The 16085-nt window shown below is 53.2% G+C and carries 9 protein-coding genes; 2 read left to right on the forward strand and 7 right to left on the reverse strand.

Annotated elements, in window-relative coordinates:
- Nucleotides 1–35 precede the first annotated feature (35 nt).
- The 3 genes from ACR0B3_RS12265 to ACR0B3_RS12275 all read right to left on the reverse strand — a co-directional run bounded on the left by ACR0B3_RS12265 (nt 36) and on the right by ACR0B3_RS12275 (nt 6086).
- Nucleotides 36–1199, reverse strand: coding sequence for a TolC family protein (locus ACR0B3_RS12265; protein WP_480809328.1), 1164 nt, complete (start codon nt 1197–1199; stop codon nt 36–38).
- A gap of 166 nt (nt 1200–1365) precedes the next feature.
- Nucleotides 1366–2172 carry a SapC family protein gene (locus ACR0B3_RS12270; RefSeq protein ID WP_480809329.1) on the reverse strand — a complete coding sequence of 269 codons (807 nt, stop codon included), beginning with the start codon at nt 2170–2172 and terminating at the stop codon, nt 1366–1368.
- A gap of 65 nt (nt 2173–2237) precedes the next feature.
- Complete coding sequence (locus tag ACR0B3_RS12275) at nt 2238–6086, reverse strand: beta strand repeat-containing protein (protein WP_480809330.1); 3849 nt, start codon at nt 6084–6086, stop codon at nt 2238–2240.
- Nucleotides 6087–6306: 220 nt separating this feature from the next.
- Here ACR0B3_RS12275 and ACR0B3_RS12280 point away from each other — a divergent pair, with 220 nt between their 5' ends.
- Nucleotides 6307–8352: a M10 family metallopeptidase C-terminal domain-containing protein gene (locus ACR0B3_RS12280; protein WP_480809331.1), complete on the forward strand. Its 2046-nt coding sequence runs from the start codon at nt 6307–6309 to the stop codon at nt 8350–8352.
- Between the two features lie 20 nt (nt 8353–8372).
- On the opposite strand, the gene ACR0B3_RS12285 is transcribed toward ACR0B3_RS12280, so the two are convergent.
- From ACR0B3_RS12285 to ACR0B3_RS12295, 3 genes are all read right to left on the reverse strand, one after another.
- A complete protein-coding gene (locus ACR0B3_RS12285) occupies nt 8373–9680 on the reverse strand; it encodes an HlyD family type I secretion periplasmic adaptor subunit (RefSeq protein WP_480809332.1) in 1308 nt (435 codons plus the stop codon).
- Complete coding sequence (locus ACR0B3_RS12290) at nt 9680–11419, reverse strand: type I secretion system permease/ATPase (protein ID WP_480809333.1); 1740 nt, start codon at nt 11417–11419, stop codon at nt 9680–9682. Before ACR0B3_RS12290 ends, ACR0B3_RS12285 begins: the two co-directional genes overlap by 1 nt.
- A 411-nt stretch (nt 11420–11830) precedes the next feature.
- Nucleotides 11831–13147, reverse strand: a complete 1317-nt coding sequence (locus ACR0B3_RS12295; protein ID WP_480809334.1) for a nucleotide sugar dehydrogenase — start codon at nt 13145–13147, stop codon at nt 11831–11833.
- Between the two features lie 244 nt (nt 13148–13391).
- On the opposite strand from ACR0B3_RS12295, the gene wecB reads away from it, so the two are divergent.
- Nucleotides 13392–14465 (forward strand): non-hydrolyzing UDP-N-acetylglucosamine 2-epimerase, encoded by a 1074-nt coding sequence (wecB, locus tag ACR0B3_RS12300; protein ID WP_480809335.1) that lies wholly within the window; start codon nt 13392–13394, stop codon nt 14463–14465.
- Here the strand turns inward: wecB and ACR0B3_RS12305 are convergent.
- Nucleotides 14462–15964, reverse strand: coding sequence for a glycosyltransferase (locus ACR0B3_RS12305; RefSeq protein WP_480809336.1), 1503 nt, complete (start codon nt 15962–15964; stop codon nt 14462–14464). The genes wecB and ACR0B3_RS12305 overlap by 4 nt on opposite strands.
- Between the last annotated feature and the right edge of the window lie 121 nt (nt 15965–16085).

Below are 16085 nucleotides of genomic sequence, written 5' to 3' on the forward strand. Positions count from 1 at the left end.
GGCCTCTAAGTCGGTTAACTCAGCACGCTTTTTCCTCATAGCGACCCGTTCCAAGTGTTCAGCGTGATCCCAAGCAAATCCAGTATGTCCCCGGTTAGGCTCAGAGCAGCATAGTTCGTAAGGAAGAAGCTTTGTTCGGCCAGGATCAAGCGCTCCTGCGCGTTCACGTAGTCACGCTGCGCATCCAGAATCTCGATCAAACTTCGGCGCCCGATGGTAAATTGGGCCTGCGCTGCAGCGACACTATCGGCATTCGCTTTCACCGCGACCCGCGCCTCGCGGAGGCGTTCCGCACCTGCCTTTTGATCTGATCTGATAAAGCCAAGTTCACGGCCAATTTCACGGATCAGCAATTCGCGCTCTGCCTCGGCCTGATCGACTTGCGCCGCTGCGGCGGCAATAGCCGCGCGACGCTGTCCGGTGCTGTCCAGTTCATAGTTTACGGAAAGGTCGACACCAAAGTCAGCCTCATCAAAATCATCGTGATCTGCAAAAGCCGCAACGCGAATATCAGGTTGACGACGTGCTTGTGACGCAGCCCACTCCGCGCGGGCAGCGATCACCGTTGCATCCGCTCGCCGGACTTGAGGGCTGTCTAATACAATCTGCATATCACTTCGCTTGAGATTCGGAGCGGGTACCGGCGACGGCAAATCTCCTGGAGGTGTGCCAAAGACCTCTCGAAAGCGTGCCTCTGCGCGATCAACGCGTGCCTGCGCATCTGCGAATTGAGTTCGTGCGTCGGCGGTGCGCGACTGCGCCGTCAACAAATCCGCATTGGAACCAAGCCCTCCGGAGACGCGTTCTGTAATCTGCTGCGCAATGTCTTCATGAACAGCGACGTTTTGCCGTGTGATTTCCAAAAGCTCTCGTCGATCCAATACCAAGATGTAGGTTTCTATCGCTGCTAAAGCCGTGGCCGATGCAGCTTGTAATTGATTGCCCCGACTTTCAAAAACACGTGCGCGTGCGGCGGCCAGTGAGTTCGCCACAGCCCCCCCGTCATAGACAAGCTGGGAAACCCTTAGGTACGGAGATACCTCACCGTTGTTGGAATTCGTTTGAGTTGAGCGCGCATTTAATCCCAACGAGACTTGAGGCAGAAACGCACCGCTTGCAGCATCCTGATTTGCTTGCGCGATCCCCAACTGAGAGGCGCTGCCTGCCACGGTTGGGCTGGTCTTTACGGCCTGCCGCACTCGTTGACCAAAAACACTTTTAGTAAGGGTGCTCGAAGAAGCAACTGCATCCGCGCCAATAGAACCGGACGCAAAAGATGTTTCAACTTTGGACAGATCTGGTGTTGGTGCACATGCAGAAATCAATAGGGGCATAGCCAACAAACCCAAGACGCCGATCCCACGCTTAACCCATTGCATGGAGCACCTCGGCGTTGCTTTTGTTTTTCAGAACGTCTTCTGCAATCGCGTTCACAAACCCACCAAAGGTGTCATTTTGATTTTTAGTCTCCGAGATTGTCTGCTTCTGAACGCGATACAGCCAAGTGCAATGAGATAGAGACATTTGATGGGCATGAAGCAGCTGAAGCGCGCCGCTGGAAAGCAGGCTAAGCTTGAATGCCTCGGGCAACCGTTCTAGCCGTTTTGTGTCGATGCCCCACAAACCATCAGGTAAAGTGATTTCTTCCTGTCCAGTCAGCGGTTCAAAAAGCTCCATCTCTGCGATCAAAGCGCAGATTTTTGCTGTTTTGATCGCGGAGACATGGCGTGTTTGTAGAAAGCGCCGCACATCACAAAGATCCGGCGTCAACACACCATCTTTGGAAAAAAAGGGATCATCGCGCGTGTCATCTGTGACAAAACCTGAGTCCTCATCGACAAGAAGACGGCTCTGGGTGTTGCCGCTGGTACAAATTTCGGCTTGGAACGGAAAGCAACGCAACGCAGATGGAACGTAAGGTGCAAGCCAACGTCCGTTCTGGTCGATGAATGGCGAGTCCATCTCTGCGATGACGGAAAACAGTGCAACTGGTCCAAATCCTGATCGGTTCAGACGGAAGACAATCGGGAAGGCTGTCGCAATCTGGGGAACCTCCGCGATAACGATGGGGCATGCGTCCATATGTTCCGCGAAATGGTATGATGTGAAGCGCCGCCAGTATCGTGTCCGGTGGCGTTCGAGACTGACGGGGAATAGGCCGTTCTCTGCCATTTGATCCTCTTGTGCTGGGGTAGAGAGGCCACGGTTGCGGCCCCTCCTTAAATTGTGCTCGCTGTTCAGGCAGAGGCGCCAGTTGGGTCCGTGATCAGGATGTTGTCGGCGGTCAAACCACTCAGGTCTGACAGGCCGTCAAATTGTGCGATCGTTTCTACCGTTGCCGAGCTCGGACCAGAATAATCCACTTTGACAAGAAGGCTGTCAGTGCCGTCGGTTGCGAGCAGATACAATTCATCGCCCGTTTGTGCTCCATTCAGGTTCTCGGCTGCAGTGGCAATCGTGCTCTGGCTAAGGTCAGCCAGTGCCGTCTCTAGCCCGATGAACCCGGTATTGATGCCGATTGTATCGCCCGCCAAGAGCGTTTCGACACCAGATCCATCACCACGCAATGTTGCAGGATTCAGACCTTGGAACATCAATGCATCTGAAACATCGGCTGCAGAACCCAGCGTGAAGCCGCTGACACTGTCAACGCCATTTGCGGAAGGGCCTGCCTCAAAGACAACCACATCTCGACCCCCACCGGTCAAATCGATTGTATCATCGCCTTGACTGCCTCGGATGACGTCATCAACGTCCGAACCTGCAATAATATCGTCGCTACTCGTTCCGAGATGGAACTGCGATGGCCCTCCGTCTGGCGTTGTCATTGTCAGTACATTGGGCTGGGTCGCATCTTGGATCGTCATGGTGAATGTCACCACGGGCTGCGACAGATCCCCATAGCTTGTGGCAGCGCCTGCAAAACTGATTGCGGACGCTCCATTCGGATTGGCGAGAAAGAGGTTGAAGTCTGGGTTTTCAGTCTCGGAGCCTCCGTCATAAGTGGCCACCGATGGATCGAATCCCAGCTCAGCAGTAAAGGCCAGCCCGCTTGAGATATCGCGATCAGGGTCGGCGTATACCTCAAATGTTACTGTCGTCCCGCTGCGACCGGCCTCGACAATGGTATAAGTTGCAGGGACATGAGCGAACGCTTGCTGGGAAACAGGATCAGGGTCGCTACCGCCTGAAACAGAGGCCTGCGCAGCGATATCAAGGGTATCGCCAGCTTCGATTGCGGAAAAATTCGCTGCAGGAATGGATAGACTCCAACTGCCATCGGCCGCGACTGTGGCGGTCCCGAGTGAGGCTGAGTTAAGGGTGACGTCAACTGCTTGCCCGGTTGCCAATCCAATGGAACTTCCCGTTACCGTCAACCCGCTGCTTTGTGCATCGCTGAGCGAGACCGCTTCGTTAGCACCTAGTTGATCAATATAGAGAATTGGTCGAAAATCAGTTGTCAGTGTCGTAGTAGCATTGGTTGCCGGGTTTCCTGCTGCATCCTGAACTGAGGCAGCCACTGTAAAGCCGCTACTATCTGCCAATACTGCCAGATCAGCCGAAGGTACGTTTGTGCTCCAAGTCCCGCCTGAAACAACCGCCGTGTAGCTCTGGCCATTCAGGCTTACAGAGACAGTCTGCCCATCCTCTGCGTTCGTTGTCCCCGATATGCTGAGATTGGAACCCTGTTCGATAATATCCAAGACCGATCCAACCGAAAGCGGATCCAACGCGAGGGTTGGCGCCGTGAGATCGGTTCCAAAGCTGGTTGTCGCGGCGTTGGTGTTACCTGCCGCATCCGCTATCGAAGCGTTCACATCATAGGTTTGACCGTCTTGCAGACTGCTCAAATTGGCGGCCGTCGCTGTGTAGGCCCAGGTTCCACTATTGACGGTTGCGGTGCCGGCGACCAAGACGCCACCGCCAGATTGAATGATTTGAACGTTAACTTGCGTACCGTCAGCAGCATCCGAGCTTCCGGATACGGTCAAATCAGTCGCTTGCTCGGCCAAATTTACCACGGCCCCATCCGACAATGATGTAATCGCGATAGCAGGGGCGGTGAAATCGGTATTAAAACTTCCTGTTGCTTGAGGCGCAGGATTACCTGCTGCATCAGCAATATCCGCTGTCACGGTGATCGTGGACCCGTCTGCCAACGCTGCCAGATCGGCCGCAGGGACAGTCACTGTCCATCCCCCGCCTGCCGCCTGTGCAGAGTAGGTTTGACCGTTCAGGTCTACTGTAACTGTCTGACCATCCTCGGCAGAGGTGGAGCCTGTTACGGTCAGATCAGTCCCGCGTTCCGCCGCATTCATTACGGCCCCATCCGAGAAGCTGTAAATGCTCAGAGACGGAGCTGAAACATCTTTGGAGAAGCCAACGCTGGCTTGTGGGGCCACAAGACCGTCCGCATCTGTCACATCCGCAGTAATGCTAAAATCACCACCATCGGAAAGTGCCGCGAGATCGGCTGTCGGGATAGTCACACTCCAACCGCCACCTGAGACCGACGCAGTGTAGGTCTGACCGTCCAGAGTCACGGTAACTTGCTGTCCGTCAGTCACGTTTCCGGTGGTGCCGCTTACCGTCAGGTCCGAGCCCGCTTCGACGGCGTTCAAGGCAGACCCTACTGGCAGTGGTGCGATAGCGATTGAGGGGCCTGTTAGGTCAACCGGTACGGATACCGAGATAGGTGTCGCCTGATTACCTGCAGCATCGCTGACCGATACGGCGACAGAGGCGGGTACACCCGTTGCCAAGCCCGACAGATCGGCATTGGGAATGGTCACAGACCAAAGGCCTCCAGTCACCGAGCCCAGATAGTTCTGACCTTCGAATGACACTGTAACCACCTGACCATTTTCGGCGGTGGACGTACCTGTCAGGATGAGATCACCAACCAAATCTGCCAGATCGATGGAGCCTCCCCCTACCGGATTGAGCGTAAGACCGGGGGCGGTCAGATCGATGTCAAAACTGTCACTGGCCTGAGTTGCCGGATTGCCTGCCCGATCCGACACATCTGCTGTTACCGATACGTTGGACGCGTCCATAAGGGCGGCAAGGTCAGCCGCAGGGACTGTGACGCTCCAACCTCCACCTGAAACCGTGCCGCTATAGGTCTGACCACCCATAGTCACAGTCACGGTTTGCCCATTCTCTGCGTCCGTAGTGCCTGATATCTCAAGGTTTTCTGCTTGCTCTGCGGCATTCATGACTGCACCGGCAGAGAAGCCAGTGATTGCAATGGTCGGCGGCACGGTATCTACATCGAACCGGGCCGTATCAGCGGACAATTCCACACCGTTGCCATCAAGATAGCGCACCGAAACGTCCGATATCCCCTGCGACAAACCGGAAGCCTCAGCCTGTGTCAGCGAGACGCTCCAACTTCCGTCGCCTGCTGGGACAGCCGTTTTGGTGATCGGACCTATGGTGACCTCAACCGTATTGGTCCCGTCCGGCACTGTTGTCTGGCTGCTGACATTGTTAAGCGCATTTGATTGCAGCTCAGCCAGATTAAGGCTGGGTGGTCTTGGCGGTTGAGGCACAGTTTCGATTTCATTGCCACCATCATCATCATCGTCACCACCTCCGCCGCCTCCGCCGCCAGCGGCGGCGCCAGCTATTCCAAGCCCACCCAATGCCAGCCCGGCACCGCTGATTCCGCCCGAAGCAGCGGTTGCACCAGCGGCCTCAGCCCCCGCACTAAATTGAGCAATCTCTCCGACCACATCGTCAGCGACCAGGATTGTACCGTTTTCCAGAACCTGAACATTTTCGGCAGCAACGACGATCGTCCGACCATCCGTCAGTTTCAATTGAACGTCGCCGTTCGAAAGTAGCTTGGCTGACCGCACGCCGGGAAGTGACTCGGCAAATTGATACGAGGCGAGCTGTTCATCGGTAGCCTGTGCAAGGGCGGGCAGCGCCAACAGTGTTGAGCCAAGACCGCCAGCAATCCCGCTCCCGGCCCAACGCTTGAGCTTCTTGTCGATCCATTTTCGGATATTGCGCTTGCGCGGTTCGTCGGGCTGGCCCTTTACAATCGATTTGTTGGCCGAAACGGTATCTTTGGTCATTTTGCCCTCTCACAAGTCAGACGCCTTTGGGCGCGTTGCGCTGTTTCCGGTCCGAAACTATTCATCGGTGTTGTGATCAGATTTACCGTGCGACCGAACCGAAAAATTTGAGTTAATCTGAAACTGAAGTCCTTGTTTTCACCACATTTCTGCTCTGGTTCAGGCCTGGGCATCGTTTAATCCTGTTTTTGTTGCCAGGGGTGGCAGGGGGTAACGGGCGATGATGCTTCAATTCGAAAGAGTGGTTGCAACGGGGACCGCAGCGCTCGATTCAGGTATCGGCGATACGGCTTTAAAAACGTTTAACGGTGAAACGTATCTTTACAGCGTGATGGGCACCGGCGGCGGGATCGTCTCTTGGCAATTAGTGGAAAACGCTGCTCCGCAGGAGCAGGATCAGCAGTACTTCGACGCGTCGATTGCGCATCAGGTTGGTCGAAGCGGGGTTCCGATCCAGCTGGCAGGAAGTGATCAGCTAGTTTTAGATGTTGATACTGCTACCGGCCTAATCGGATATGATCTGAACCCCGATGGCACTTTCGGGACGCTTCAGGAAACAGGAGTTCTGTCGGGTGGAGGTGACATCTCTGCAGCCGTACAGATGTCGATCGGGATCGGCGATCTTCTTACATTGGCGCATGAAGATACCAACCAGATCGGAACTTACATCATCAACGCCGACGGTTCGCTAAGTCTGGCAGATAGCATTGGTATAAGCGCGGATGCTCTGCACTCGGTTCAGTCAGGTTCGAATAAATTTGTCATTGCCGTCGACACGGCGGGTAGTACGGTCTCTTCCTATCAAGTCGATCAAAGCAGCGGCGCTTTGTCGGCGGTCACTGGCAACGATGGCATTCAAACACTCGGAATCAACTCGCCAGCCGCGATCGAAGCTTTTCAGGCCTATGGACAATCCTGGATCATAGTGGCCGGGTCGGGCAGCAACTCACTCAGTGTGATGGAGCTGAGCAGTACAGGACAGCTGATACCAACAAACCATGTCCTCGATTCGCTGTATACTCGGTTTGCCTCGGTACAAGATTTGTCGGTTGTTCAGGTCAACGGCAGGGTGTTCGTCGTGGCCGGTGGCGGGGATGACGGGATCACTCTGTTCACCATGACCCCGGACGGGCAACTCATCCATATGGATAGTTTTGCCGATACGTTGGAAAGCGGCTTGCAGAATGTTCAAACAATCAGCATTGCGCATATTGGCGATGAATTGCAGATTTTCGCAGCCTCACAGCAGGATGCAGGCCTTACGCAGCTTAGTGTGTCGCTTGCCGAACTTGGAGAAGTTACAGAAGGGTTTGGGACCATAACGGGAACCGCGCAAGATGACATGCTGAAAGGGGGAATATTGGACTCAACCTTGAATGGTGGGGCAGGGGACGACATTCTGATTACGGGTACGAGTACCACGACTTTGACCGGCGGCGCCGGAGACGACATCTTTGTTATTCGCCAAAGCAGCGGGCCAACTGTAATCACGGATTTCCAAGCCGGTAGCGACCGGTTGGATTTGTCCAACTATCCTTTTCTCCGTACGCCTGCTCAGCTGGAATTCACTTCAACCATCCAAGGCGCCCAAATCGTCTATCGGGGTGAAACAATCGAACTTGTCTCGGATACCGGAGATTCGCTGACAAGCGCGCAAGTTTTTGGAGCAGGATTCGTTGGGCCAGACCACATCCCGGTGGATCTGGGCAGTGGACCAGACAACAATTCCTCCGATGGGTTGGCCGGAACATTCACGCTAAACTCGGCCTCATCAAATCCAGCACTAAGTGATGCCGAAATCCGGTTCACCCCTGACGGAGGTTTGGCAGTCGTAGCCCAGGCCAATGCGCAAGGTGAGTTCGACCTTGACATACCTGACGGATCATTTCCCGGTCATCTGGACCTCATCAAATCTTACTCGGCCGCAAGCCGAGAGATTACGGCGCTGGACGCATTGCAGGTGTTGCGGATGTCGGTCGGTCTCGACCCTACGTGGGGTCCGGCAGAGGCCGAAAACTTCATTGCAGCCGACATCACCCGCGATGGGTCCGTGAACGCATTGGATGCGCTGGCGATCCTTCAAGTCGCCGTTGGTCAACCCACCGAGCATGATGCAGAATGGATATTTCTGGACGCTAATGCAGATCTGTCCGGGATTTCACGAAACAATGTCACGTATGAAACCGGAGCAGAGGTCACGATAGTCGATGGGGAACTATCGTTAGACATGACCTCGATATTGTTAGGAAACCTCGAGGCGGTCTAAGCTAGTTCACTTAGACCTGGCTATTCCCTAAATGCGCGATAGAAATAATCAGCCAGGGGTTTGACTAGATAAGACAGCGGAGTCCGCTCGTCCGTTTTGATCATGGCTTCGACAGGCATGCCTGGCAACAATTCCTGTCCATTCAAGCGCTCCAGTTGTCCGTCATCGGGAACGACTTCGGTGCGATAGAATGTAAAACCGCTGGTCTCATCTGTGAAGGTATCCGCTGAAACGTTGATTACATGACCGTTCAACTCGGGCGTATCACGCTGATTGAAAGCCGGAAAGCGCAGGGCAACCTCCTGGCCGCGATGCAATTGATCCACATGTAGTGCGTCGACGCGCGCAGCAATCAGCAGGGGTGTATCCTGTGGCACCAAGTACATCATCGGTTCACCCGGCTGGATCACCGACTGGATAGCAAAGACCTGGCTATCGTAAACAGTGCCTGCCACGGGCGCACGGATGTCAAGACGCGACAATCGCTCGGTCAATGACAGACGACGTTCAGCAAGTTCCACGGCACGGGACTGTACGTCCCGAAGCTCGGTTATGGCTTCTTCACGTCGTGTGGCCTGCAATTCAACGATCTGAATCTCGGTTGTAGCAATCTGCCCCGTCAACCGTGCCACAGTGGATTCGAGGCTGCCTATCTGACCTGTGAGATTTGCCTCCTCTCTTTGCAGGGCCGAAACACGGCTGGCCTGGGTCAGACCACGATCAAGCAGACCTTGCTGGTCCTTGAGTTCTGTTCTGATCAACTCAACCTGAGTGTTCAGTGACGTCAGCTGCGCTTGCGTTCCTTCAATCTCATTTTGAATTTGGATCTTCTGCTTGCCCAACTGGTCAATTTGCTGAGTCAACGTGTCGAGCCTTGCGTCGAACAAGCGCTGCTGGCCTTCCAACAGATCATCATCGACAGACTCACGCGCTTTCAGTTCCTGCAGACTTTGCGCAAGCGCGTCGGCGTCCGCACCGTCTCGCTCAGCTTCCAATCGGGCTTTGCGTGCCAGCAGTTCGAAGAGTTGCGATTCAACAATTGTGTTTTCCGAGGCCAAAAAAGTGTCGTCGAGCCTCAGCATCATGTCCCCACGCGCAACAGCGTCTCCATCACGCACGAAAATTTCGCCTACGACCCCACCATCTGGATGTTCGATGACCTGGCGATTGCTCTGAACTTCGACGACACCTTGCGAAATAATCGCGCCGGCCAGTTCAGTTCGGACGCTCCATAGACCCAGGCCCAATACCAATACGGCCAAAGCCAAAAGGCCCACGAATGCCGGAGCTTTGATGCTCCAAACAGGACGAGAACTCTTTTTGGACATTATTCACCCACCTTATTCAGGTGCCGTTTGATGACATTGGCGTTTTGCACCATTGTGTTCAGAACCTCATCACGACCACCGGATTTCACGATCTGGCCCTTTTCAACCACGACAAGATCATCGCACTCCGAAATTGCCTGCGGCCGGTGCGTCATGATTATTGTAGATTTGCCCGCTTTTTTGAGTTCACGTACAGCGTTGTTCAAAGCAAGAGTACCGTCCGCGTCGAGCGCCGAGTTCGGTTCATCCAAGATCAGCAGAACCGGATTGCCATAAAGCGCACGCGCCAATGCAATCCGCTGTTTTTGCCCGCCGGAGAGTTGGCTATCGTTTCCCTCGAGAAAGGTATCGTACCCTTTCTCAAGGCCTAGAATCAGATCATGCGCATTGGCCGTTTTTGCCGCGGCAACAACAGCTTCGGGATCAGGTGTCTGGGACATCCGCGCGATATTTTCCGCGACGGTTCCATTAAACAAAGTTACTTGCTGGGGCAGATATCCTATGTGCTGTCCAAGGTCGTCAGGGTCGTATTGATCCAGTGTCGCCCCATCCAGTCGAATTTCCCCGGCAGCCGGAGACCACAATCCCAAGAGGGCCTTTGCAAGTGTCGTTTTCCCCGAACCACTTTTTCCAATTACGCCAAGCGCTGTGCCCGGGCGTAATTCAAGTGCTGCATTTCGTAGCGTAGGCGTCTTGGACCCCGGCGGAATGACGGTCAGACCTTTCGCCACAAGATGTGCCTTAGGAACCGGCAGTTTTGTTCGAGGGGTTTCCGGAGGTGTAGAATCAAGAAATTGGTTCAAATTAATCCACGCAGTCCGCGCACGCTCGACCATTGACCATTGACCGACAGCCATTTCGACAGGTGCCAATGCGCGACCTAGCAGAATTGTACCGGCAATCATCGCTCCGGGCGTCAACTCGTTGCGTAGTACAAGCAAAGCCCCGAGCGCCAACATGGCAGATTGCAGAAACAATCGGATCGACTTGGTCAATGACGTGAAACTGCCTGTCCAGTCACTTGCAGATATTGATTGCGACAACGCTTCACCGCGCTGCTTCAGCCACCTTTGTGACACATCCTCTTGCATGCCCTGCGACCGAACGACCTCGGCAGCCTGTCTCGCATGCTCGGAAAATGCATTCGCTTTGGCTGAGGCAACTTGCGCGTCCGCCACTTTGCGATGCGTCAAAGCCTGGTTCAACAATGCGATCACAACCAACAATGTGCCCCCTGCGACCGCTAACCAGCCTAGCAACGGATGAAACAGGAAGATCGCGGCCAGAAAAACCGGGGTCCAGGGTATATCCATAACGGCCAGCAAAACTGGCGATGCACATAATGAGCGGATAGATTCGAGATCACGCAAAGCAGTTGCAGGTGCCGATCTGACCTGTGGGAACAACGCCCGCCGCATCGTCCCCTCGAATACCCGCTCGTCCAGCGACGATTGGAACCGAGCCCCGAAACGGGCGACTATTCTGCCCCGCGCGTAGTCCAACATCGCCATCAAGGCATAAAGTAGCGCCACTAACAAAAACAACGCCGAAAGCGTCTCAACCGAACGGGATCCAAGTACGCGGTCATAGACCTGCAGCATGAATAGCGGTCCGGTCAGCATAAGGAGATTGACAAAGACGCTAAACAAGAAAGCCAACGCAAGGAAACTATTCCCCTGATTACGTACCTTTCGCAGCTCGTGGCGCTGAGGCGGTGTATTGCGATTCTTCAAGCTCACGCTTTTTAGCCCTTGATTGCTCACAAATGGAACTCGTCAGAAGCCAATCTTCTTTTAACCGAAGGCGGCCTGACATTTGCCGTGACTATATCCACGTGCCCAAAGAGGAACAACGTGAGTTTCGCAAGCTCCCAATTGTTTAAGCGGTGAATGCACCCACAACGGGTGAAGAATGGCAGGAAAGTGCCGATAATTGTTAGGTGGCAGCGCCAACTCAAAAGTGTCGGTTGAGGTTAATTCATTCTAACAACGCAGAGCTGAACGGATTCTGTAATTAACCAGATCGCAATCTAGAATCTGCCCGTGTGTCTCAAACACCTGGTATCTCGCAAATATCTAGTGGGTGGAGATGCGCTCCACACACCATCGTTGCGTGCTCGGATTCAGCAATTCTAAACCCGACAAAAATATCTATGCACGGACGATATGTTGTTCCGTCGTGCGGAATTTCCCACGGGTATCGATCAGGAGTTTTGAGTGCTCTTTGATTAAAGCATAATCAAACGCATCGTGATTTGTCGCCAGAACGACGGCGTCCTGTTCCGCCAGAATTTCTGGAGTTAGCGTCACTGATGACAGCTCGAAGAAGTGTTCCCGCATCGCTGGGAACTCTGGCACATGGGGGTCCGAGTAGCTGAGATCACCTCCATTGTCCCGAATCAACTCCATTAGGGTGACCGAGGGGCTTTCGCGCATGTCGTCGACATTTTTCTTATATGCGATGCCCAAAACCATGATCTTGCTTCCGCGAACCGCCTTGCGTTGTTCATTCAAAGCATTGGCAAGTTTGCCGAACACATATTCCGGCATCGCCGTGTTGACTTCACCCGCCAATTCGATGAACCGCGTATTGATGCCATATTCACGGGCCTTCCAGGTCAAATAGAACGGATCGATCGGAATGCAGTGCCCACCAAGGCCAGGACCTGGATAGTACGGAGTAAATCCAAAAGGTTTCGTTGCCGCTGCATCGATAACTTCAAAGATATCGATGCCCATCCTGTCAGCGACAATTTTCATCTCATTGACGAGGCCAATGTTGACCGCGCGGTGAATGTTTTCCAAAAGTTTGGTCATTTCTGCCGTCTCGGTCGAACTCACCGGAACAAGCCTATCAATCGCTTGCTCATAAAGCGCGATACCCGCTTTCAGACAGGCGTCGGTGTGTCCCCCCACAACTTTCGGGATCGTGCTTGTGGTAAAGTCCGGGTTCGCAGGGTCTTCGCGCTCGGGTGAGTAGACGGCAAAAAGGTCCTCACCAACCTTAAGCCCATTTTTTTCAAGTCGCGGCAAAACCTCTTCTTTGGTCGTGCCAGGATACGTCGTGCTTTCGAGAGCGATCACCTGACCCGGGCGCAGATGATCAGCGATCTGATCGCAGGTATCAGTAACAAAACTAAGATCAGGCTCGCGATATTTGTTCAAGGGTGTTGGCACGCACAGCATAATGCCATCAGCCTCAGCGATACGTGAGAAATCAGTGGTAGCTTCGAACCCGTTCTGTTTCGCTTCTGCGATGCGGGCATCATCGATATGCTCAATTGAACTATGGCCCGAGTTCAGGTCCTGCACTTTAGTGGCATCCAGATCGAAGCCGATGACACGATATCCAATCTCGGAATATCTTAGCGCCAGCGGTTGCCCGACATATCCCAGCCCTACAATGCCAATCACCGCCTGCTTCTCGGAGAGCTTTGTTAGCAGGTTGTTTAGTGATGTCTGTTTCATGAGAAATAGCTCTTTAACTGTATCTGCCGGGAAAGATGGTTGTAACTCGAATGTGAGTTCGCGTCTCTACTAGTCGCTTCAACGAAAAAGGCAATGGGTATTTGCTCGGCCAGAGGACATGGACGGCACTTAGGTCTCAATTGGCACCAGACATCCAACAGTGCTTTGGCTTCAAGAATTCGCGTGGTATGTTCTGCAACCTTATGTTAGCGCGGTGTCAAAACAACACTCGGATGGAGCTACCGTGAAAATCGCAGTCGTAGTTGGCGCTCGCCCTCAGTTTATCAAATTGGCACCGGTGAGTAAGGCGCTTCGCTCGCTGCCCGGAATGACCGAGATTCTAATCCATACGGGGCAGCATTACGATGATTCAATGTCAGGTGTTTTTTTTGACGAACTAGAAATAGCAAAACCCGACATCAACCTCTCGGTGAAATCAGCCGGTCATGGCGCTATGACCGGCTTGATGATGCAAAAGCTCGAACCCGTGATCCAAGACTATGAACCAGATGCACTTTTGGTATTTGGTGACACAAATTCTACATTGGCAGGAGCTCTAGTAGCTTCAAAGCTCCATATCCCTGTTGCTCATGTCGAGGCGGGATTGCGCTCATTCAATCGAAAGATGCCTGAGGAAACGAACAGGGTGCTGACGGATCACGTTTCTGACCTATTGTTCACGACATCGGCTGATGCGATCGCGAATCTACGAAGAGAGAATATCCCAGAAGACAAAATCTTTGGAGTCGGTGACGTAATGTACGATGCCGCCCTGCACTTCGGTGAAAGGGCAGGACAGAAGTCAACAATTATGAATGAGATTGGGGTCAACCCGAAAGGCTTTATATTAGCCACGGTTCACCGCGCTGAGAACACGGATTCCCCGGCGGTATTATCAAATATTGTGGATGGTCTTGAGGCTGTTGCAAGGCACCACCCGGTAGTCTTGCCGTTACATCCTCGTACAGCGGTGAGGTTAAAAGATATTGGACGTCAGTTCGAACATGTTCGGACAATAGAACCGGTCGGTTATTTGGACATGGTCGCCCTAGAAAGCAATGCGATGCTGGTGGCCACGGACTCCGGCGGGGTACAAAAAGAAGCATATTTCTACGGCGTCCCATGCGTCACGCTGCGTACTGAAACCGAATGGGTCGAACTCGTGGAAAGCGGATGGAATCGCATTGCCCCGCCCTTGGAAGGGGATATCGAGCATATGATTCTAAGTGCTATTGGGACAACTGGGAAACAAGAGAAGATCTACGGTGACGGGTCTGCATCTCAACAAATAGCCCAGATTCTGACCTCACGCGTCTAAATACCACGGTAAAGCGCTTCTAGTTTCTTGGCTTGTGCTGGCCAGCTGTAGGAATCCCAGAGTTTTCTCTTGTTCTCAGGAGTCAACGTGTATCGTTCAGGATAGTCCAAGACCTCCCGAATAGCTTCCGCTATACTTTGGGGGTCTGTTTCGTCCATTGCTCGCCCGAAACCCAAAGACTCGGCGAATCGGCGCATTTCTGGAAGATTTGAAACACAAATTGGGACTCCCGCAAATGCCGCCTCAAAAAGCTTGTTTGGCATTGCATAGCGGTGATTTAGCGATACGTCTTGAAAAGGGCAAATTGCCAAGTCCGCTGTACTAATCGCGATCGGCACATCCGGAGCAGATACAGGCGGGAGCAAGGTGATCCGGTCATCCACACCTAGCTCACGAGCCACTTTCATAAACCACTTGTCATTTCGCTGGTGTCGCGGGCCCATTGTCGCCAACTTAACACCTGGTAGATGAACAAGGGCCTCTAGCACTTTGTCCAAACCCCGGTGTGACATCTGAATACCGCCCGTAAAAATCACCAAAGGTGTTTCATCTGCAACTTTCGCCTGAGCTCGAATCGAAAGCTGAGCCAAAGCCTGGCATTTGCGTCTTTCCATGTATTCGACATCGATTTCTGGGGCATTGAGTATCAGGGTTGGCTGGTCCCTGAAGCGCTCGGCATACAAGTCCGCAATCGACGACGATACTGTAATCATGTGGTCAACAAGTGGAAGGCAATCATCTTCGAGCTTTTCCGCAAAGTTTGACCCATCTGTCGGGTTCTTCGTCGCGCGAGCCGGTTCATACTCATGCGCGTCGTATACAAGCCTGGCCTGAAACTGTCTTGCAAGGACCACACCAGCCGGGAGACAATAAATGTCATGAGCGTGGATGACATCAGGGGTTTCATTAAAGTCAATATGGCTGATATTTTCCGCAAATATCAGTGAACTAAGCTGATAAAGCTCCCGGAACTTCTCTCTTACCTCCCGAGCGCTCGGACTAAGTGACTTTAGCTTTTGTGAGGCTTCACCGAATCCATGCTGGAATCTAGATTTCCAAAGAAGTCGTTTGTGAGCAAACTTTCTCTTGCGCCGCTCTCTGCCATCATGGGTTTTATAGTACATCGGATCAAGCATTTGCACTTCTTCGTCCGTGAAGCACGCACTGAACCAAGCTTTGAGTTCATTCAAATTCGCTGCAGCCTCGACATAAGGCTTTACCCGCAGTTCCACCTCACTCGATACACGTTCGAGAAAGAAAAAACGCTGCAACATATCTTCACTGATGTGCTCAGGCGATTGCCAGTTAAAGCGAGTGACTCTGATACCATCAATATCGTCTTCTTGTGGCAATCCGCCCGGCCAATCACAAAAGATGCGAACTTTGTGACCTGCCGCGTGCAGCGCACGCGCTTCCTTCAGTACTCGCGCGTCTGCAGTTATCTCATGGTAAGTTAGACAGAAAATAGTTTTCCGATATTCGCTGGGGGTGCCTGACATGAAGCAAAGACCAATCTAGCTTTAACAATTCTGGTCTGCTCTAACAGAGGATGATATGGGTTTCCAGCGCGATCGAACAGCCCTCTTCTATTGACTTCCCGGAAAATATCTTGGATGCGCA

This window comes from Ruegeria sp. CE9 (assembly GCF_056537425.1).